18 protein-coding genes are annotated in these 18,332 nt (G+C 43.0%); 6 read left to right on the top strand and 12 right to left on the bottom strand.

Annotated features, from left to right (window positions below):
• The first annotated feature begins 1 nt into the window (after position 1).
• Both ACXYSM_RS06595 and ACXYSM_RS06590 read left to right on the top strand, forming a co-directional pair.
• Entirely contained in the window at positions 2-541 is a 540-nt protein-coding gene (locus ACXYSM_RS06595; RefSeq protein WP_458634797.1) for a 5-formyltetrahydrofolate cyclo-ligase, read from the top strand.
• Positions 525-1,199 (top strand): rhomboid family intramembrane serine protease, encoded by a 675-nt coding sequence (locus ACXYSM_RS06590; protein ID WP_458634796.1) that lies wholly within the window; start codon positions 525-527, stop codon positions 1,197-1,199. Before ACXYSM_RS06595 ends, ACXYSM_RS06590 begins: the two co-directional genes overlap by 17 nt.
• A 185-nt stretch (positions 1,200-1,384) precedes the next feature.
• Here the strand turns inward: ACXYSM_RS06590 and ACXYSM_RS06585 are convergent, their stop codons facing one another.
• From ACXYSM_RS06585 to ACXYSM_RS06565, 5 genes are all read right to left on the bottom strand, one after another.
• Complete coding sequence (locus ACXYSM_RS06585) at positions 1,385-2,764, bottom strand: glycoside hydrolase family 1 protein (protein WP_458634795.1); 1,380 nt, start codon at positions 2,762-2,764, stop codon at positions 1,385-1,387.
• A 164-nt stretch (positions 2,765-2,928) separates the two neighbouring features.
• Entirely contained in the window at positions 2,929-4,782 is a 1,854-nt protein-coding gene (locus ACXYSM_RS06580; RefSeq protein ID WP_458634794.1) for a proline--tRNA ligase, read from the bottom strand.
• 16 nt (positions 4,783-4,798) lie between these two features.
• Positions 4,799-6,055 (bottom strand): RIP metalloprotease RseP, encoded by a 1,257-nt coding sequence (rseP, locus tag ACXYSM_RS06575; RefSeq protein ID WP_458634793.1) that lies wholly within the window; start codon positions 6,053-6,055, stop codon positions 4,799-4,801.
• A gap of 21 nt (positions 6,056-6,076) precedes the next feature.
• Positions 6,077-6,880, bottom strand: coding sequence for a phosphatidate cytidylyltransferase (locus tag ACXYSM_RS06570; protein WP_195183398.1), 804 nt, complete (start codon positions 6,878-6,880; stop codon positions 6,077-6,079).
• A gap of 8 nt (positions 6,881-6,888) precedes the next feature.
• Positions 6,889-7,641 carry an isoprenyl transferase gene (locus tag ACXYSM_RS06565; protein ID WP_458634792.1) on the bottom strand — a complete coding sequence of 251 codons (753 nt, stop codon included), beginning with the start codon at positions 7,639-7,641 and terminating at the stop codon, positions 6,889-6,891.
• A gap of 213 nt (positions 7,642-7,854) precedes the next feature.
• On the opposite strand from ACXYSM_RS06565, the gene ACXYSM_RS06560 reads away from it, so the two are divergent.
• The 4 genes from ACXYSM_RS06560 (at position 7,855) to ACXYSM_RS06545 (ending at position 12,687) form a co-directional block, all read left to right on the top strand.
• Positions 7,855-8,250: a helix-hairpin-helix domain-containing protein gene (locus ACXYSM_RS06560; protein WP_424847829.1), complete on the top strand. Its 396-nt coding sequence runs from the start codon at positions 7,855-7,857 to the stop codon at positions 8,248-8,250.
• Positions 8,251-8,610: 360 nt separating this feature from the next.
• The gene (locus tag ACXYSM_RS06555) at positions 8,611-9,180 is read left to right on the top strand and encodes a GNAT family N-acetyltransferase (protein WP_458634791.1); all 570 of its coding nucleotides are present in this window, start codon (positions 8,611-8,613) and stop codon (positions 9,178-9,180) included.
• A 29-nt stretch (positions 9,181-9,209) separates the two neighbouring features.
• Positions 9,210-11,861: a valine--tRNA ligase gene (locus ACXYSM_RS06550; protein ID WP_458634790.1), complete on the top strand. Its 2,652-nt coding sequence runs from the start codon at positions 9,210-9,212 to the stop codon at positions 11,859-11,861.
• Between the two features lie 70 nt (positions 11,862-11,931).
• Positions 11,932-12,687, top strand: a complete 756-nt coding sequence (locus tag ACXYSM_RS06545) for a protein NO VEIN domain-containing protein (RefSeq protein WP_458634789.1) — start codon at positions 11,932-11,934, stop codon at positions 12,685-12,687.
• Positions 12,688-12,752: 65 nt separating this feature from the next.
• Here ACXYSM_RS06545 and ACXYSM_RS06540 read toward each other — a convergent pair whose 3' ends face one another.
• The 7 genes from ACXYSM_RS06540 to ACXYSM_RS06510 form a co-directional block, all read right to left on the bottom strand.
• Positions 12,753-13,352, bottom strand: coding sequence for a response regulator transcription factor (locus ACXYSM_RS06540; protein WP_006154868.1), 600 nt, complete (start codon positions 13,350-13,352; stop codon positions 12,753-12,755).
• Entirely contained in the window at positions 13,353-14,450 is a 1,098-nt protein-coding gene (locus tag ACXYSM_RS06535; RefSeq protein WP_447263697.1) for a sensor histidine kinase, read from the bottom strand.
• Positions 14,450-15,187: an ABC transporter permease gene (locus ACXYSM_RS06530; RefSeq protein WP_458634788.1), complete on the bottom strand. Its 738-nt coding sequence runs from the start codon at positions 15,185-15,187 to the stop codon at positions 14,450-14,452. The genes ACXYSM_RS06535 and ACXYSM_RS06530 overlap by 1 nt, the downstream gene beginning before the upstream one ends.
• A gap of 1 nt (position 15,188) precedes the next feature.
• Positions 15,189-16,073 (bottom strand): ABC transporter ATP-binding protein, encoded by an 885-nt coding sequence (locus tag ACXYSM_RS06525; protein WP_458634787.1) that lies wholly within the window; start codon positions 16,071-16,073, stop codon positions 15,189-15,191.
• Entirely contained in the window at positions 16,060-16,254 is a 195-nt protein-coding gene (locus ACXYSM_RS06520) for a hypothetical protein (protein ID WP_006146175.1), read from the bottom strand. The genes ACXYSM_RS06525 and ACXYSM_RS06520 overlap by 14 nt, the downstream gene beginning before the upstream one ends.
• The gene (locus ACXYSM_RS06515) at positions 16,251-16,442 is read right to left on the bottom strand and encodes a hypothetical protein (RefSeq protein WP_250307727.1); all 192 of its coding nucleotides are present in this window, start codon (positions 16,440-16,442) and stop codon (positions 16,251-16,253) included. The genes ACXYSM_RS06520 and ACXYSM_RS06515 overlap by 4 nt, the downstream gene beginning before the upstream one ends.
• 224 nt (positions 16,443-16,666) lie before the next feature.
• Positions 16,667-18,331 (bottom strand): DAK2 domain-containing protein, encoded by a 1,665-nt coding sequence (locus tag ACXYSM_RS06510; protein WP_458634786.1) that lies wholly within the window; start codon positions 18,329-18,331, stop codon positions 16,667-16,669.
• Position 18,332: the final 1 nt, after the last annotated feature.

Here is an 18,332-nt window from a genome sequence, read left to right as displayed (position 1 = left end):
GATGAAAAAAGCCCTACGCAAGCAGGTCTTGCAAGAACTCAAATCTCTATCAGCCGAAGAAAAGGAAGTCATGGACGCTTGGTTGACTGAGCAACTACTTCTACATCCCTTCTACAAGGAAGCAAAAACCATCGCCACTTACCTGTCTTTTCCTCATGAATTTCAGACAGCTAGACTCATCAATCAAGCTCAAAAAGATGGGAAGACACTCCTCATTCCCAAAACCTATCCACATGGGGAAATGGACTTTGTTCTATATGAACCAGAGAAACTCGAAAGAAATTCTTTTGGACTTCTTGAACCTCAAGGAGACTTCACAATCCTTGAACCCTCTCAGATTGACCTAATTCATGTTCCTGGTTTGGCTTTCAATCCTTCAAAATATAGGGTTGGCTACGGTGGTGGCTACTACGACCGCTACTTGGGGCATTTCCCAGGTCATACAATTAGTACGCTTTATCCTTGTCAGATTCAGAACTTCCATCCTGATCTACACGATATTCCCGTTAAGGAGGTAATTATCTATGAAAGAGATTTTTGATCGTCGGTATCCCGTCACGAGCTTCTTTCTACTCGTGACAACTCTGGTTTTTGTACTCATGTTTCTAACCAGTGGTTTCAACTATACCAGCGCAGCCACCTTGTATAAATTCGGAGCTGTGTATCCCCCTGCTATCAAGGCCATGCCTGAACAAATCTGGCGCTTATTCTCCGCAACCTTTGTCCACATTGGCTTGCAGCACTTTTTAGTCAATATGCTATCCCTCTACTTTTTGGGACGTCAGATGGAGGACATCTTTGGTTCCAAGCAGTTTTTCTTTATCTACCTTCTATCAGGTATGATGGGAAATCTCTTTGTCCTAGTTTTTAGTCCCAATGCTATTACTGCAGGTGCTTCAACTGCCCTCTACGGTATGTTTGCCTCTATTGTTGTTCTCCGATATGCTTCACGCAATCCCTATCTCCAACAACTTGGTCAATCCTACCTCTCCCTCTTAGTCATCAACCTAGTGGGTAGTATTTTAATGCCTGGTATCAGCCTTGCTGGGCATGTCGGGGGTGCTGTCGGGGGTGCATTACTGGCTATCGTCTTCCCAGTCCGAGGAGAACGAAAAATTTACAGCCCAGGCCAACGTGGTCTAGCAACCATAGCCTTTATTGCTTTATCAGCTCTACTACTTTTTATCGGACTATTCTAAGAACAGGAAAAACCATTGGAAACTCTCTCAGAGAGCTTTATTTCCAATGGTCTTTTTTTGAATCTATTTGAAAAGTTGCTTATACTCTTCGAAAATCAAATTCAAACCACGTCAGCTTCGTCTTGCCGTACTCAAGTACAGCCTGCGGCTCGCTTCCTAGTTTGCTCTTTGATTTTCATTGAGTATTAAAATCCATTATTGTCACTGAGTTCTTTGAACCAGTGGCCTGATTTTTTCAGGCGACGTTCTTGCGTTTCTAAGTCAAGCTCGACTAAACCATAGCGGTTTTTATAGCTGTTGAGCCATGACCAGCAGTCGATAAAGGTCCAGATCAAGTAGCCTTTACAGTTAGCACCGTCTTCAATGGCGCGATGAAGTTCAGCCAGATGACCTTTGACAAAGTCAATACGATAATCATCCTGAATCATTCCATTTTCGCGGAATTTATCTTCACCTTCAACGCCCATCCCATTCTCTGTCAACATCCACTCGATATTGCCATAGTTTTCCTTGATATTTTGAGCGATATGGTAAATCCCTTGCTCGTAGATTTCCCAACCGCGGTGGGGATTGATTTTACGACCAGGCATGACATAAGGTTCATAAAAATGTTCTGGCAAGAGCGGACTGTCAGGATGCTTAGCAAAACGTGGCGCCATGACACGCAAAGGCTGGTAGTAGTTGACTCCAAGGAAATCTACTGTGTGCTCACGAATAAGTCCCAACTCCTCAGCTGTAGAATCTGGCAGCAAATTATGCTCAGCTAAAATTTCCACCAATTCTTCTGGATAAGTTCCCAAGACAGATGGATCAAGGAAAGATTGGGCCTGGAAGAGATCGGCAATGCGAGCTGCTTTTACATCGGCAGGATGCTGACTACGTGGATAGGCTGGTGTCAAGTTGAGGACAATCCCAATCTTAGAATCAGGCAAAACCTCATGACAAGCCTTGACTGCAAGAGTGCTGGCCAGTTGAGTGTTATAGGCTACCTGAACCGCAGCTTTGGCATCCACCTTATGTGGATAATGCGCATCATAGAAATAGCCAAACTCAACGGGAACGATAGGCTCATTGAAGGTAATCCATTGGTCTACCAAGTCTCCATAAGTTTCAAAACAGAAACGCGCATAGTCTTCATAAGCCTTGATGGTCGCCTTATTTTCCCAACCATCGCCATCCTCTTGAAGGGCAAAAGGCAGATCAAAATGATAGAGATTGACTAAGAGACGGATTCCCTTGGCCTTAATAGCTTCAAAGACATGACGATAGAAAGCCACACCTTGAGGATTGACTTCTCCACGACCCTGTGGGAAAATACGAGACCACTGGATGGAAGTACGAAAGGCTGTATGACCTGTTTCTAACAATAGTTCGATATCTTTTTCCCAATTTTCATAGAAGGTCGATGTCTTGTCTGGTCCAATCCCATTGTAGTAGCGATTTGGTTCCACTTGAAACCAATAATCCCAGAGATTATCTCCCTTTCCGTCACCAAGAACTCGCCCTTCTGTCTGTGGCCCAGAAGTTGAGGAACCCCAGACAAAATCCTTTGGAAATATTAGCATAGCTCTACCTCTTTATTTACTCTTTTTATGTTTATTTTATCTCATTATAAAGAAAAAACAAGGCAAAAACTAGTTACATTTTTGTCTTGTTTTTCTTCTGATTATAGATTTTATTTATTTGTTAAGATTTCAAGAGTTTCAAGCAAGTTATCAGCTTATAGATTTTATTTATTTGTTAAGATTTCAAGAGTTTCAAGCAAGTTATCAGCGTGAACTTCGATTGTATCTCCCGTTGCCTTAATCTTCACTTCTACAATCCCGTCAGCTGCTTTCTTACCAACAGTGATGCGGATTGGAAGACCAATCAAGTCGCTGTCACTGAATTTAACACCGACACGTTCATTACGGTCATCTGTCAAGACTTCGTAGCCTTTATTGACCAAAGCTTCTTCGATACGATTTGTCAATGCAAGACTTTCTTCATCCTTGACATTAACTGGAATCAAGTGCACATCAAATGGCGCCAATTCTTTAGGGAAATTGATTCCCCAAGCGTAACGGTATTCACCTTTTGGAGTCTTGTTAACAAAGAGGCGAGCGTGTTGTTCCATGACTGCTGAAAGGAGACGGCTGACACCGATACCATAGCAACCCATGATGATTGGCACAGCACGACCATTTTCATCCAAGACATCTGCCCCCATACTTGCTGAGTAGCGAGTCCCAAGTTTGAAAATGTGACCAATCTCGATACCACGTGCAAAGTTGAGCACACCTTGTCCATCTGGAGAGATTTCACCCTCACGAACTTCACGGATATCAACATACTCAGCAGTGAAGTCACGACCAGGGTTCACACCAGTTAAGTGGTAACCATCTTCGTTAGCACCTACAACAGCATTGCGACTATCTTGCACCTTGCGGTCTGCGATAATCTTGACATTTTCTGGAAGATTGACTGGGCCAAGTGAACCAAAGTCCGCTCCCAATAATTCTTTCACTTCCGCTTCGGTTGCAGGTTCTAAGAAGTCTGCACCAAGGTAGTTTTTCAATTTGACTTCATTGAGTTGGTCATTGCCAACGAGTAGGGCAACAACTGGCTCCTCGTCTGCGATATAAACCAAGGTCTTGATTGTTTGCTCTTCAGAGACATTCAAGAAAGCAGCAACTTCATCAATCGATTTGACACCTGGTGTTTCCACACGAGTCACTTCTTCTTCAGTCACAACACGATTGCTTGGTTTGTAGGCGTTGGTTGCCATTTCCAAGTTAGCTGCATAGCTTGACTCACTTGAGTAAGCAATGGTATCTTCACCAGAAACCATCCATTTGAGCAACTCTGCCTTGATTTCTTTCTGTACATCTACAGGAATCTCATCAAATGATGCGACAGACTTGTCTAAAACAACCCAACGGTCAAGGTCTGTACGAGCAGGTGTGATGGCCATAAATTCTTGGCTATCCTTACCACCCATAGCTCCACCGTCACCGATGATGGCTTTGAAGTCCAAGCCACTACGGGTAAAGATACGCTCGTAAGCCGCCTTGTACTCATCATAGGTTACATCCAAGCTATCGTAGTTAGCGTGGAAGCTATAGCCGTCTTTCATGATGAACTCACGGGTCCGAAGAAGTCCATTACGTGGACGTTTTTCATCACGATACTTAGGCTGGATTTGGTACAAGTTCAAAGGCAATTGCTTGTAAGACTTGACAGAATCACGGACAATTGCTGTGAAAGTTTCTTCGTGAGTTGGACCCAAGATAAAGTCAGATTTTTCACGATTTTTCAATTTGTACAAGTCTTCACCGTAGGTTTCATAACGGCCAGATTCACGCCAAAGGTCAGCACTGAGAAGGGCTGGAGCCAACATTTCAACAGCGCCCATCTTGTCAAACTCTTGACGCATGATGTTCTTGGCTTTTTCGATTACACGGTTAGCAAGTGGCAGGTAAGAATAGACTCCTGCTGATACTTGGCGAACATAACCAGCACGCAACATAAGGGCGTGGCTGATAACTTGAGCATCGCTTGGCATTTCGCGAAGCGTTGGAATAAGCATTTTACTTTGTTTCATATTTTTCCTCTAATTCTTAAAAGAAGGTACGCATGATGTCGTTCCAAGTCACGGCGATCATCAAGACAACCATAATCACAACTCCAACTAGAGTAACATAGGTTTCAATTTCTTGTTTCAGTGGTTTGCGGCGAATAGCCTCGATGATATTGAGCACGATTTTTCCACCATCTAGTGCCGGGATAGGAATCAAGTTGAAAATCCCGATATTGATGGAAATGATAGCCAAGAAGAACAAAACATTCTCAAGACCATTTTTAGCAGCATCACTACTTGCCTTAAAGATAGCAACAGGTCCACCCAATTTATTCAAGTCAGGCTGGAAAATCAAGCTCTTCAAGGCATTGAGAATGCGCAAGGCTGACTCAGCCGCACTAGTAAATCCACCTACAAACATAGACCAGATATCTGATTTGAGTCTCGGTTGAACACCTAGAATATAGCGACCTTGGTTTTCCTCAGGGGTCACACTGACTTGTTTTTCAGTTCCATTTTCAGAGACTGTTACATCCAATACAGGCGCTGTTTTATCTTTGGTCTCTACTTCAACTGCCTGAATCAAATCTTGCCAGTTACTAATTTCGTGTGAACCGACTTTAGTGATTTGTGCTGTATTTTCAACACCGACCTTAGCAATCGCGCTATCAGGGATGATACTAAAGTTATTGCTTTGCGTATCTCGAACGCCACCTTGCATGAAAATCAAAATCCAAAAAACGATAACTCCTAGAATAAAGTTATTCATAGGACCTGCAAAGTTGGTAATCAACTTGCCCCAGACAGTCGCATTTTGATACTGAACATCTAGCGGAGCGATACGAACTTCCGTCCCATCAGCTTCTACAATGGTCGCATCATGGTCTACGGAGAAAGTTTTTTCCTCTTCCAAAACTAGACCTGTGATAAAGAGTTTATCCTCAAAGTCAAACTGGGTTACCTGCATAGGAAGAGCCGTTTGGTCGACCTTCTTACCAGAAAGATTGATGCGCTTCACCTTACCATCTTCGGCCAAGGTCAAACTAACAGGAGTTCCTGTCTTAATTTCTGTGGTATCCTCACCCCAACCTGCCATGCGGACATAACCACCAAGCGGTAGGAGACGAATCGTGTATGCAGTCCCGTCTTTCCCGATATGGGCAAAAATCTTCGGACCCATACCAATGGCAAATTCACGAACCAGAATTCCAGACTTCTTAGCAAAGTAGAAATGGCCGAACTCGTGAACCACCACGATAATTCCAAAAACAAGGATAAAGGTTAATAATCCTAACATTTAATATTTGTTCACCTTTCCTTAAAATAAGCCAAAGAGGTGCATAATAGGGAAAACAGCCAACATAGAATCAAAGCGATCCAGTACTCCACCATGTCCTGGAATAAAGAAGCCTGAATCCTTGACTCCAAAATGGCGTTTCATGGCACTTTCAATCAAGTCACCCAATTGCCCTGCAATACTAAAGAAAATAGCAAAGAGCATCATTTTGTAAATGCCGTAAGGAAGGGCAACCGTACTATCCACTAACATAAAGATAAGAGTGACAAGCATGGCAGCTAAAATTCCACCAAAGGCTCCCTCGATGGATTTGTTCGGAGAGACTCTCGGTGCCAATCTTCTCTTACCGAAATTCATTCCTACGAGATAAGCCCCACTATCAGTTGCCCATACGATACAGAGGGCCAAGAGGGCTTTATCCAAACCTGCGATTCGAGCATCCACTAAAGCGTTGAATCCAAAACCAACATAGAAACTCATAGCGATTGGGTATACAGCATCTTCAATGGTGTAATTCTTGCTAAAAACAGTGCAACCTAACATGATAAAAATCACAACACCATATGCGACAACATTCCCATCTACAGGTAAAAATGTCAAGTAGTTTTCTAGGGGGATTGTCAGTGCAAAAGTCGCTAACAAGGTCAGCAAACCTTCAGGGGTCATGGTATTTAACCCTTTCATCTGAAGCAACTCATGAACCCCTAGCATGGCTAGAAGTCCCATAGCAATCTGTAACCAAAGCCCACCAATCACCAAGAGCGGGATAAAGATTGCTAATGCCAGAGCGGCAAATATGGTTCTCTTTAATAAATCCTTTTTCATAACTTTTCCTAAACTCCTCCAAATCGACGATTGCGGCGATTATACTCTGCAATAGCCTCTTTCAAAGCTTCCTCATCAAAGTCAGGCCACAAAACATCTGTGAAATAAAGTTCACTATAAGCTGCTTGCCAAGGCAAGAAATTGCTCAAGCGAAGCTCCCCACTCGTTCGAATGATTAAGTCCGGATCACGCAAGACCTTAGGCAAATGCCCTGTAAAGAGGTATTCCCCAATCAACTCTTCTGTAATATCGCCTGGATTCACCTTAGCATCCAAAACATCCTGTGCAATCAACTTGGCCGCTTGTGTAATCTCAGCTCGTCCACCGTAATTGAGGGCAAAGTTAAGAATCAAACCTGTGTTCAACTTGGTCAACTCTTCCGCTTTTTTCAAAGATTCAAAAGTTTGTTTTGGCAAGCGATCAGTTTCCCCAATCATTTGGATCTTCATGTTCTTTTGGTGCAATTCGGGGACATACTTATCATAAAATTCAACAGGCAAGTTCATGATAAACTTGACTTCCTGGTCTGGACGTGTCCAATTTTCAGTCGAGAAGGCATACACAGTCATAGCCTTGACACCCATATCACTAGCAGCAATGGCTACCGTTCTCAGAGCATCCATCCCAGCCTTATGCCCAAAGACACGTGGTTGCATCCGTTTTTTAGCCCAACGACCATTGCCATCCATGATAACTCCGATATGTGCTGGCACCACTGCTGGTGTTTCTGTTACTTTATCTTTTTTTAAAAATCCAAACATGATTGTATTCCTATTCAAAAATCTATCGTTTCATTATACCATATTTTTCGCTTTTCTTCTATCATATTCTCTTATTCTAAGGCGGAATTCCCTATAGGACTCCTATCTTTCTAAACTAACATGCCTTGCATTTCCCAAAGAAAGTTGATACAATAAAACATAAAGATTTATCCTTGTTCAATCACAGGGGTTTTTTATTGAAAGGATCTTATCATGTCAAAAAAACTACAACGTAAAAAACAATTAAGAAACAACCTTCGTCGCTCAGGTGCACTTTCAAATGCTGTAAACAAGGTTGTCGAAGAAACAAAAAAAGTTGTGAAGCATGCTGAAAAAGCAGCAAGTGAGGCAGGAAAAGCAGTCTCTAAGCAAGTAGAAAAAGCTGTAGAAGCAACTAAAGAGCAAGCCCACAAGCTTACAACTTCTGTTGAAGATTTCGCAGCTGACCTAGGCGGACTTCCACTTGACCGTGCTAAAACTTTCTACGATGAAGGGATTAAGTCTGCTGCTGACTTCAAAAACTGGACAGAAAAAGAACTCCTTGCCTTGAAAGGAATCGGTCCAGCTACTATCAAGAAATTAAAAGAAAACGGCATCAAGTTCAAGTAATCTTTCTTGTCCCTTGCATTTCCGTCAAAAACTTGTTAAAATAAAGCCATTAGAGGTGTTTTGAGTCCCACATTTTACAGAAAGTGGCGGAGCTGAGAAGTCCACAAATGTGTCAAAACTGGTTGCTAATGGATGAAAATGAAATATTAGAATTATCTTTTTGTTTCCTTTTAGGACTAGGCAGCGAGTTGCAGGCTGTACTCAAGTACGCCTAGACGAGCTAACGACGTCATAAAAGTGAAACAAGAAGATTAAAGTTGCGGGCATCTGCCCGAAATTGGGTGGTACCGCGGATAAACACATTCGTCCCTGTCAGATTGATGACAGGGGCGATTTTTTTGTAGAAAGCGAGGTAGAAGGATGACAAGAGCTGAACTGCCAGAACGAATAGAGACTGACCGACTTGTCTTACGAGTCCGTACAATAGCTGATGCTGAGGATATTCATGCCTACGCTAGTCTGCCAGAGGTTTCTTACCCAGCAGGCTTTCCACCCGTCAAGACCTTGGAAGACGAGATTTATTATCTGGAGCATATCCTTCCTGATCGCAATCAAAAGAAAAATCTCCCAGCCGGCTATGGAATTGTTGTCAAAGGGACGGATACAATCATCGGCTCTGTTGACTTCAATCGTCGCCACGAAGACGATGTGCTGGAGATTGGCTATACCTTGCACCCAGACTATTGGGGGCGAGGCTATGTGCCCGAAGCAGCGCGTTCCTTGATTGATTTAGCTTTTACAGAACTGGAGCTTCACAAGATTGAATTGTCTTGCTTTGGTTACAACCTTCAAAGTCAACGAGTCGCAGAAAAACTTGGATTTACCCTCGAAGCTCGTATCCGAGACCGTAAAGATATTCAAGGAAATCGCTGCGATGATTTGAGATACGGCTTACTGAGGAGTGAGTGGGAAACACAAAGTCAACATTAAAAATAGAAATAACTAGAAAGGACACACACATGTCTAAAGAACTTTCACCTAAATACAATCCAGCCGAGGTTGAGGCTGGTCGTTACCAAAAATGGCTTGACGCTGATGTTTTCAAGCCTTCAGGCGATCAAAAGGCTAAGCCTTATTCAATCGTGATTCCACCTCCAAACGTTACAGGTAAACTCCACCTTGGTCACGCTTGGGATACGACTTTGCAAGATATCATCATCCGTCAAAAACGCATGCAAGGTTTTGATACGCTTTGGCTTCCAGGCATGGACCACGCGGGGATTGCCACTCAGGCTAAGGTTGAGGAGCGCTTGCGTGGTGAGGGTATTAGCCGTTATGACCTGGGTCGTGAGAAATTCCTTGAGAAAGTCTGGGAATGGAAAGACGAATATGCCACTACTATCAAGGAACAATGGGGCAAGATGGGGCTCTCTGTAGACTACTCTCGTGAGCGTTTCACGCTTGATGAAGGTTTGTCAAAAGCCGTTCGTAAAGTCTTTGTGGACCTTTACAAGAAAGGTTGGATCTACCGTGGTGAATTTATCATCAACTGGGACCCAGCGGCTCGCACTGCCCTTTCTGATATCGAAGTTATCCACAAGGATGTCGAAGGTGCCTTCTACCACATGAACTACATGCTGGAAGATGGCTCACGCGCCCTTGAAGTTGCGACAACTCGTCCAGAGACTATGTTTGGGGACGTTGCGGTTGCGGTCAACCCAGAAGATTCACGCTACAAGGACTTGATTGGTAAACATGTCGTTCTTCCAATCGCTAATAAACTCATCCCAATCGTTGGAGACGAGCACGCAGATCCTGAGTTTGGGACTGGAGTCGTGAAAATCACACCTGCCCACGATCCAAACGACTTCTTGGTTGGTCAACGTCACAACTTGCCACAAGTCAACGTCATGAACGACGACGGAACTATGAACGAGCTTGCCTTCGAATTTGCAGGTATGGATCGTTTTGAAGCTCGTAAGGCAGTCGTGGCTAAGTTGGAAGAGATTGGTGCCCTCGTCAAAATCGAAAAACGTGTCCACAGTGTTGGTCACTCAGAACGTACAGGTGTTGTGGTGGAGCCACGCTTGTCTACTCAATGGTTCGTCAAGATGGACCAATTGGCCAAAAATGCCATTGCCAACCAAGACACAGAGAACAAGGTAGAATTTTACCCACCTCGTTTCAACGATACCTTCCTCCAATGGATGGAAAATGTCCACGACTGGGTTATCTCTCGTCAGCTCTGGTGGGGTCACCAAATCCCTGCTTGGTACAATGCTGAGGGTGAAATATATGTCGGCGAAGAAGCTCCAGAAGGTGACGGTTGGACTCAGGACGAAGACGTTTTGGATACTTGGTTCAGCTCTGCCCTTTGGCCATTCTCTACCATGGGCTGGCCGGATGTGGACTCAGAAGACTTTAAACGTTATTATCCAACATCAACTTTGGTGACTGGTTATGATATTATTCCGTTCTGGGTGTCTCGGATGATTTTCCAAGGTTTGGAATTTACCGGCAAGTCGCCATTCAAAAATGCCTTGATTCATGGTCTCATTCGTGATGAGCAAGGACGCAAGATGTCGAAATCTCTCGGTAACGGGATTGATCCAATGGATGTTATTGATAAGTACGGAACAGATAGCCTTCGTTGGTTCCTTTCAAACGGTTCTGCACCAGGGCAAGATGTGCGCTTCTCTTACGAGAAAATGGATGCTTCATGGAACTTCATTAACAAGATCTGGAACATCTCTCGCTACATCCTCATGAACAATGAAGGATTGACCCTTGAGCAAGCAACTGCCAATGTGGAAAAAGTGGTTAACAAGGAAGCTGGAAATGTCACAGACCGCTGGATTCTCCATAACCTTAATGAAACTATCGGCAAAGTCACTGAAAACTTTGACAAGTTTGAGTTTGGTGTAGCTGGACACATCCTCTACAACTTCATCTGGGATGAGTTTGCGGACTGGTACGTTGAGTTGACCAAGGAAGTCCTTTATAGCGATAACGAAGAAGAGAAAGTCATCACACGTTCTGTTCTGCTTTACACCTTGGACAAGATCCTTCGTCTCCTTCACCCAATCATGCCATTCGTGACAGAGGAAATCTTTGGACAAATCTCAGAAGGCTCTATCGTCACAGCAACATACCCAACTGTCAACCCAGCCTTTGAAGATCTTGCTGCCCACACTGGTGTCGAAAGCCTCAAAGACTTGATCCGTGCTGTTCGTAATGCGCGTGCGGAAGTAAATGTTGCTCCAAGCAAGCCTATCACGATTCTTGTTAAGACTAGCGATAGCGACTTGGAAGCCTTCTTTAACAGCAATGTTAACTACATCAAACGCTTCACAAATCCAGAACACTTGGAAATTGCCTCAAACATCCCTGCACCTGAACTCGCTATGTCAAGCGTCATCACAGGAGCAGAAATCTACTTGCCACTGGCTGACCTCCTCAATGTCGAAGAAGAATTAGCTCGTCTCGACAAAGAACTGGCTAAATGGCAAAAAGAACTGGATATGGTCGGTAAGAAGCTCTCTAACGAACGCTTCGTAGCCAATGCCAAACCAGAAGTCGTCCAAAAAGAACGCGACAAACAAGCCGACTACCAAGCCAAATACGATGCGACCGTAGCGCGTATTGATGAGATGAAGAAGTTGGTGAAATAAACACAGAAACACGGTGATAAGCCGTGTTTTTTTGGTATAATGAAATCAATATCAATTGATGGAGAAAGTTATGTCTAAACACCCTCATTATGAATTGTTAAATTTAATTGGCTATGGTCTTGCCAAGTTTGATAAGCTATTTATAAAAGAGTTTCAATGCTCTAGTAAATCCGAGTTTTATCGTTATATAGTTTCTTTAGGAATCGCAGAAACAACTGGGGTAGTTAAAAATAGAATGGATTTATTCGACCCCTATTTTGATAACAATCGAAAAGGTTGGTGGCAAAAAGCTGAAGTCTACCGTTTTCGTAAAGATTTAATTGACATGATGTTTGGGAATGAAGATGTTCACAGTTTTGCAGAAATCGTTAAAATGCTACTTGCAAGTGAAGGGAAGAAAACAGGCATAGCCGTCGTTGAAAAGCCAATAGTCCGAACTAAATTCAAACGTCTCCAAGAAACTGGAATGGAAGCAGAGAACTATTTCATACTTCATTTTGATAAAGAAGAAAAATTCCAAGGTGGACAATTAACCGATGCCCGCCTTTATGGTGATGGTTATGATTTCCAAGTAGATGTTCAAGAACATTCATACCTTGCCGAAGTTAAAGGTATTCGAAAACCTAAAGGGCGTATTCGTTTGACCGCTAGAGAATTTGAGAAAGCGAAAGAGTTCCAATCAGATTTTATTTTATCCTTGGTTACCAACCTAGATGATATTCCAAAGTTAGTATTAATCGATAATCCATTGAATCATTTTGAATTTAAAAAGAGTATCATAAAGAATGAAGTTATAGAATACAGAAGTCTTGAAGATTTATATTAGAATTTTACAATTTTCCCACTCTTGAAAAACCTCCTGATTTATTCAGGAGGTTTTTATTTCTCCCCTCACAACCAGCCTTCTTCCTCGGCAGTTTTGGCTGCTTCGGTTCGGTTACTGGCGCCTAGTTTGGAGAGGATATTGGTCATGTAATTACGGACAGTGCCATTTGAGAGGTAGAGCTTATCCGCAATTTCTTGGTTGGACAGGCCTTGGGCAACTCCATGCAAAACAGCGACTTCTTGCTCGGTCAAGGGATTGGGATGGGTCATCATGACTTCCATGAGCTCTGGAGAATATTCCTTGCGTCCCTCTAACACCGTATGCAGGGTTTGCATGAGTTCGGCGATGCTTCGCTCTTTCAAGACATAGGCGTCGACTCCTGCTTTGACCGCTCGTTCAAAATAGCCTGGACGTTTAAAGGTCGTAACGATAACCACCTTGGTTTCAGGCACTTCTTGTTTGATCCACTCAAGTGCTTCTAGTCCCGTCTTGACTGGCATTTCGACGTCAAGGATGGCAATATCTACTGCTTCTTTCCCCAAAACCTCGATAGCCTCGGCTCCATTTTTCGCCTGCAAGACAGTCTCCACATCTGGTTGAAAGCTTAAGAGCTGGCACATGGCATCTCTCAGCATACTTTGATCTTCTGCGACTAATACTTTCATCTACTTTCTCTCCTTATAAGGTAGATGCACGCGCACCTCTGTGGGATCTTTCAAACTGACCAGCTCTACTTGACCTGAGAAGGCTGCTGCACGGTCACGGACTGTATGGAGTTCATTCCCTTTTACAGTTGCAAAACCTTTCCCATCATCTCTAACTGTCAATAGCAATTCCTGGTCTGTGCGTTCCAGTTTTAGATAGGCTTTTTCAGCGCTGGCATGCTTGATGATATTGGTCGCCAGTTCTAACAAAATCATAGCGGCTGTCGACTCTATATCCTGAGTCAGGCTAGCCTTGTCCAACTGATTATCAACCTCAACTTCAATTCCAGCAATCTCCAGCATCTTTTTGACAGTCTCAAGCTCTGATGCTAGGGTCCGTGATTTCAGATTTTCTACAATGGTTCGTACTTCATTCATGGAATCCTTGCTGATCTGGTGAATTTCTTTTAATTCCTTCTCCACCTGTGGATAGGCCTGCATCTGAAATAACTGCAAGGCCAGATCTGTCTTGACACTCAGCATAGCAAAGGTATGCCCCAGACTATCATGCAAATCCTGACCGATACGACTGCGTTCATTTTCAGCAAGCAATAAATTTATCTGAGCATTTTGCTTGGCCTGAGCTTCTTTCAAATCCTCGACAATGCGAATCCGAACCAAACCCAATGTCATCAAATCGACAAAAGTAAGAATCCCAAGCTCAAAGGCTACAGCCTCAGTTTCGACTGACTGAAACATCATGAGTTGTCCAACAACAAGAACTTGAGCAAGGAGAAAAGTCCAGACATGAAGAGAACGTAGACTCCGCACCCTGAAATGATAAATTAAGAGATTAGAAAGGTAAAAGAAAAACCAGATATAATTAACAGCAACAAAGGCAGTATTCCCAACTACATAAGTCAGCATGAGGCCCCAATATAGCCAAGATAGGCGCTGGCTCTTAGTTGTTAAAACACCCAAATACGCCACTACAAATAGAATATCAATCAATAAATGCCAGGCAGAAAGCCACCCAGTCACTACAGGTAGGATGGGGAAAATCATAAAAATTAAACTGGCCCAAAACATATAGTGTATGCTTTTCAGTCTTTCAAGCATTAAGCATTCTCCTTATGACCTTGAAGGTAAATGGTCAAACCAAACAAAACAGCTGAAAAAACAAGTAGATAAATTGTGGCTGATAGATTGATGCCACCCTCATTTAAGAAGGTCTTGATCAATTCCATCAACTGATAGCTTGGTAGTCGCTTCCCGATTGCTTGCATCCAGTCTGGAAATAAAGAGACGGGCATCCAGAGTCCGCCTAAAACAGCCAAGCCAAAGTAAAGAAGATTGCCCACGACAGACATCAGCTGACTGGACGGTAAGAGAGTCAAGGTCAATCCAAGTGCTACAAAGGCAACACTTCCTACTATCAGCAAGAGCGCAGCCCCAATCCAGTTTCCAAGAGACATATCCACACCTCTTACAAAATGCCCAACTGAGAAAACAACCAGGATTGAGACCAAATAATCAACCATCATACTTGTTATCTTTGATAGATAATATTCTACCATATTTACAGGGCTATGACGTAATATTTTCTGCCAGTTGTTAATCTTGTCGGTATGTAAAACAACTGGAAATGAAAAGATAGCTGTCGACATCATGGAAAAGGCTGTCATGGAGATGAGGTAGTCGCGCATAAAATTCGCAGGTCCACCTGGTGTGTCCTGGTACATGCCTGAAAAGAATAAATAGAAGGCTGTCGGCATCCCTACTGATAATAAATAATAGACCAGTTGCCGTTTGGTCAATAGAAATTCTATCTTATTTAATGCGATCCATCGTTTCATCTTAGTCATCTCCCTTTTGTGTTTCTTCAAAGATTGTATCCAGCAAACTGCGGTTATTGACTTCAATTTCTTGTATGCTACATCCTGCTTGGACTAACAGTTCCCAGAAAGCATCCGCTTCACGTGTGACTACTTGCAGGGCATCTTGTTTTTGTGACCAGTTTTCAACCAAGTTAGACTGCTCAACGACTTTCTTGTAAGCCAGAGGTAGGATGAAGTGCTTTTCAATCTCCTCACTGCGCATGGCTAGAGGTGTCGTATCACGAATCAACTCTCCCTTATTTAAGACCAAAATCCGGTCAGCTGTATGCTCTACCTCTTCGATGTAATGGGACGAATAAAGAATGGTAACTCCCTGCGCTTTTAGGTCCTGAACAATTTCCCAAAAGCGTTGACGGGTTGAAGTATCCATAGCCGCAGTCGGCTCATCTAAAAAGACTAGCTTTGGTCGCCCAATCAAGGTCAAGACAAAAGAGAAGAGACGCTTTTGCCCACCTGACAATTTTTCTGCGAATTGCTCTTTTTGTTGCTTGTCAAACTGCAATAGTTGATCGATTTCCTGGTTGCTCAAGGGATTTGGGTAAATGGTTTGAAAGAAAGTAATCAACTCTTTAACCTTTAATTTCTGAACGATGACATTTTCTTGAGGCAGGTAGCCTCTAATATAGTCTAACTGAGAACTCGTCACTGGCAAGCCTTGGATGGATACTTGACCGCTGGTGACCAGTTTATCTCCTAGCAAACAGTCCAAGAGTGTGGTCTTCCCAGCACCATTGGGACCAATCAAGGCGACGCATTCACCTTCCGCTACCTCAAAGGATATATCCTTCAAAATAGCCTTGCCCTTGATGTTTTTATTTAGGCTTTCTACCTTAATCATGTTCATGATATTCTCCTTTCAGCCACTCCTTTCCCATCGGAAAGGCGATAAAAATCATAAATCCTAATCCCCATGCTCCACGGATGAATTGGTGAAGGAAGGCTTGATCAAACCAACCTGTAAACATTTCTACCAACCATACCACTAGTGACAATCCAATAAAAAGATAGAGAATCGCTTTTTTCATTTTTCAAACTCCTTTTTCACATCTGAGACTAATTTCAAACCTTCTCGGATCAACCAAGAGATCATGCCAAATCCTGCAAATAGTTCCCAAGGAAAATGATAGAAGCCTTCGTCCAATCCTGAGAACATGAGATAAGTCATGACTCCTGCTGCTACTAAACTCATTGCGACAATTACTTTATGTTTCATTTTTTTCTTCCTCCATTTGATACATCTAGTATATCTCTTTGAGGTTATTGCCACTAGAAGCTTCTGTCATGAGGAAATATGACAAATGTCATTAAAAATGATGGAACAGAAATTACTAGATTGGATTGATTTTCTAGCACCAATCAGCTACTGGGTCCAAAACTCATTGCAAATCAAAAAGATCGGGAATCTTTTCCCGACCTCTTTCGTTTTCTATTTCATTCTTATTCCACACTGAAAAGATATGGATAAACCGGTTGTTGACCTTGGTGAATTTCTACTTCAACATCTTCGAATTCTTCTGCGATTTCTTGAGCAATTTCATTTGCCAATTCTTCACTTCCGTCTTCGCCAACATAGAAAGTTACGATTTCACTGTCTTCATCCAACATGTGTTTCAAGGTTTCAGTCAAGGTTTGGTGCATATCAGGATTTGATACGAGAATCTTACCATCCACCATACCAAGATTGTCATTTTCATGAATTTCTAGACCATCAATAGTCGTGTCACGAACGGCTGTTGTTACACTACCGCTGACAACATCGCCAAGGGCTGCAGTCATGCGTTCTTGGTTTTCTTCGATAGACTTGCTTGGGTCAAATGCTAGAAGGCTTGTCAATCCTTGAGGAATTGTACGCGCTTCTACTACAACAGCTGGTTGTTCCAATACTTCAGCTGCAGATTGAGCTGCCATGAAGATGTTTTTGTTGTTTGGCAAGAAGATGATGTTACGAGCATTAACTTTCTCAACAGCCTTGACAAAGTCTTCTGTCGAAGGGTTCATGGTTTGTCCACCCTCGATGACATAGTCCACACCTTGAGCACGGAAGATGTCTGCCAATCCTTGTCCAGCTACTACTGCGATAAGAGCATATTCTTTTTCTTCAGCCGGCTTGCTGACTTGAGCTTCTTTTTCTACTTGCGCTTCGTGTTGGTTACGCATGTTATCGACTTTAACCTTGACCAAGCTACCATACTTGAGACCTTCTTGCATAACAAGTCCTGGATCTTCTGTATGGACGTGAACTTTAACGATTTCGTCGTCATTGACAACAAGTAGAGAATCCCCAAGGTCGTTCAAGTAGTTACGGAATTCTTCGTAGTCAAACTCTTTAGCATAAGTTGGACCTTGTTTAAGGGCAACCATGATTTCAGTACAGTAACCAAAGGTAATGTCTTCAGTTGCTACATGTCCGGCTACAGATTTGTGGTGTTCTGCATTGATCATCTCACCCATATTCGCTGGAGTCGCTACAAAGTCTTCAGACGCACTGTATTCACCAGTAAGAGCTGAAAGGAATCCTTCATAGATGAAGACCAAACCTTGTCCACCTGAGTCCACAACTCCAACTTCCTTCAATACAGGAAGCATTTCTGGAGTTTTAGCAAGGGCTGCTTTAGCTCCTTCCAAGGCTGCACGCATCACTTCAACTGCGTCATCTGTCTGTTCTGCTTTTTTCTTAGCACCGATAGCAGCTCCACGTGATACGGTCAAGATTGTCCCTTCAACAGGCTTCATAACAGCCTTGTAGGCAACCTCAACACCTGATTGGAAGGCAAGAGCTAGGTCTTTTCCTGTTAACTCTTCTTTTGTCTTGATGGCTTGTGAAAATCCGCGGAAAAGCTGAGAAGTGATAACTCCTGAGTTTCCACGCGCACCCATCAAAAGACCTTTAGCCAAGATACTTGCAGCCTCACCTACAGTTGAAGCTGGTTTGTCTGCTACTTCTTTAGCACCATTTTCGATCGTCATTCCCATGTTTGTCCCTGTATCTCCGTCTGGAACTGGGAAGACGTTCAATGAATTGACATATTCGGCTTGCTTGTTCAAACGAGTTGAAGCAGCCTGTACCATTTCTTGAAATAAGCTTGTAGTAATATTTGACACG

The organism is Streptococcus sp. V940, assembly GCF_054353495.1.
The sequence above is the reverse complement of the archived record's forward strand: the minus strand, read 5'-3'. Positions and strand labels throughout refer to the sequence as shown.

Excerpts from the sequence above, each read along its gene's own strand:
- ACXYSM_RS06595 (WP_458634797.1), top strand. The coding sequence starts at position 2 with ATGAAAAAAGCCCTACGCAAGCAGGTCTTGCAAGAACTCAAATCTCTA.
- ACXYSM_RS06590 (WP_458634796.1), top strand. The coding sequence starts at position 525 with ATGAAAGAGATTTTTGATCGTCGGTATCCCGTCACGAGCTTCTTTCTA.
- ACXYSM_RS06585 (WP_458634795.1), bottom strand. The coding sequence starts at position 2,764 with ATGCTAATATTTCCAAAGGATTTTGTCTGGGGTTCCTCAACTTCTGGG.
- ACXYSM_RS06580 (WP_458634794.1), bottom strand. The coding sequence starts at position 4,782 with ATGAAACAAAGTAAAATGCTTATTCCAACGCTTCGCGAAATGCCAAGC.
- rseP (WP_458634793.1), bottom strand. The coding sequence starts at position 6,055 with ATGTTAGGATTATTAACCTTTATCCTTGTTTTTGGAATTATCGTGGTG.
- ACXYSM_RS06570 (WP_195183398.1), bottom strand. The coding sequence starts at position 6,880 with ATGAAAAAGGATTTATTAAAGAGAACCATATTTGCCGCTCTGGCATTA.
- ACXYSM_RS06565 (WP_458634792.1), bottom strand. The coding sequence starts at position 7,641 with ATGTTTGGATTTTTAAAAAAAGATAAAGTAACAGAAACACCAGCAGTG.
- ACXYSM_RS06560 (WP_424847829.1), top strand. The coding sequence starts at position 7,855 with ATGTCAAAAAAACTACAACGTAAAAAACAATTAAGAAACAACCTTCGT.
- ACXYSM_RS06555 (WP_458634791.1), top strand. The coding sequence starts at position 8,611 with ATGACAAGAGCTGAACTGCCAGAACGAATAGAGACTGACCGACTTGTC.
- ACXYSM_RS06550 (WP_458634790.1), top strand. The coding sequence starts at position 9,210 with ATGTCTAAAGAACTTTCACCTAAATACAATCCAGCCGAGGTTGAGGCT.
- ACXYSM_RS06545 (WP_458634789.1), top strand. The coding sequence starts at position 11,932 with ATGTCTAAACACCCTCATTATGAATTGTTAAATTTAATTGGCTATGGT.
- ACXYSM_RS06540 (WP_006154868.1), bottom strand. The coding sequence starts at position 13,352 with ATGAAAGTATTAGTCGCAGAAGATCAAAGTATGCTGAGAGATGCCATG.
- ACXYSM_RS06535 (WP_447263697.1), bottom strand. The coding sequence starts at position 14,450 with ATGCTTGAAAGACTGAAAAGCATACACTATATGTTTTGGGCCAGTTTA.
- ACXYSM_RS06530 (WP_458634788.1), bottom strand. The coding sequence starts at position 15,187 with ATGAAACGATGGATCGCATTAAATAAGATAGAATTTCTATTGACCAAA.
- ACXYSM_RS06525 (WP_458634787.1), bottom strand. The coding sequence starts at position 16,073 with ATGAACATGATTAAGGTAGAAAGCCTAAATAAAAACATCAAGGGCAAG.
- ACXYSM_RS06520 (WP_006146175.1), bottom strand. The coding sequence starts at position 16,254 with ATGAAAAAAGCGATTCTCTATCTTTTTATTGGATTGTCACTAGTGGTA.
- ACXYSM_RS06515 (WP_250307727.1), bottom strand. The coding sequence starts at position 16,442 with ATGAAACATAAAGTAATTGTCGCAATGAGTTTAGTAGCAGCAGGAGTC.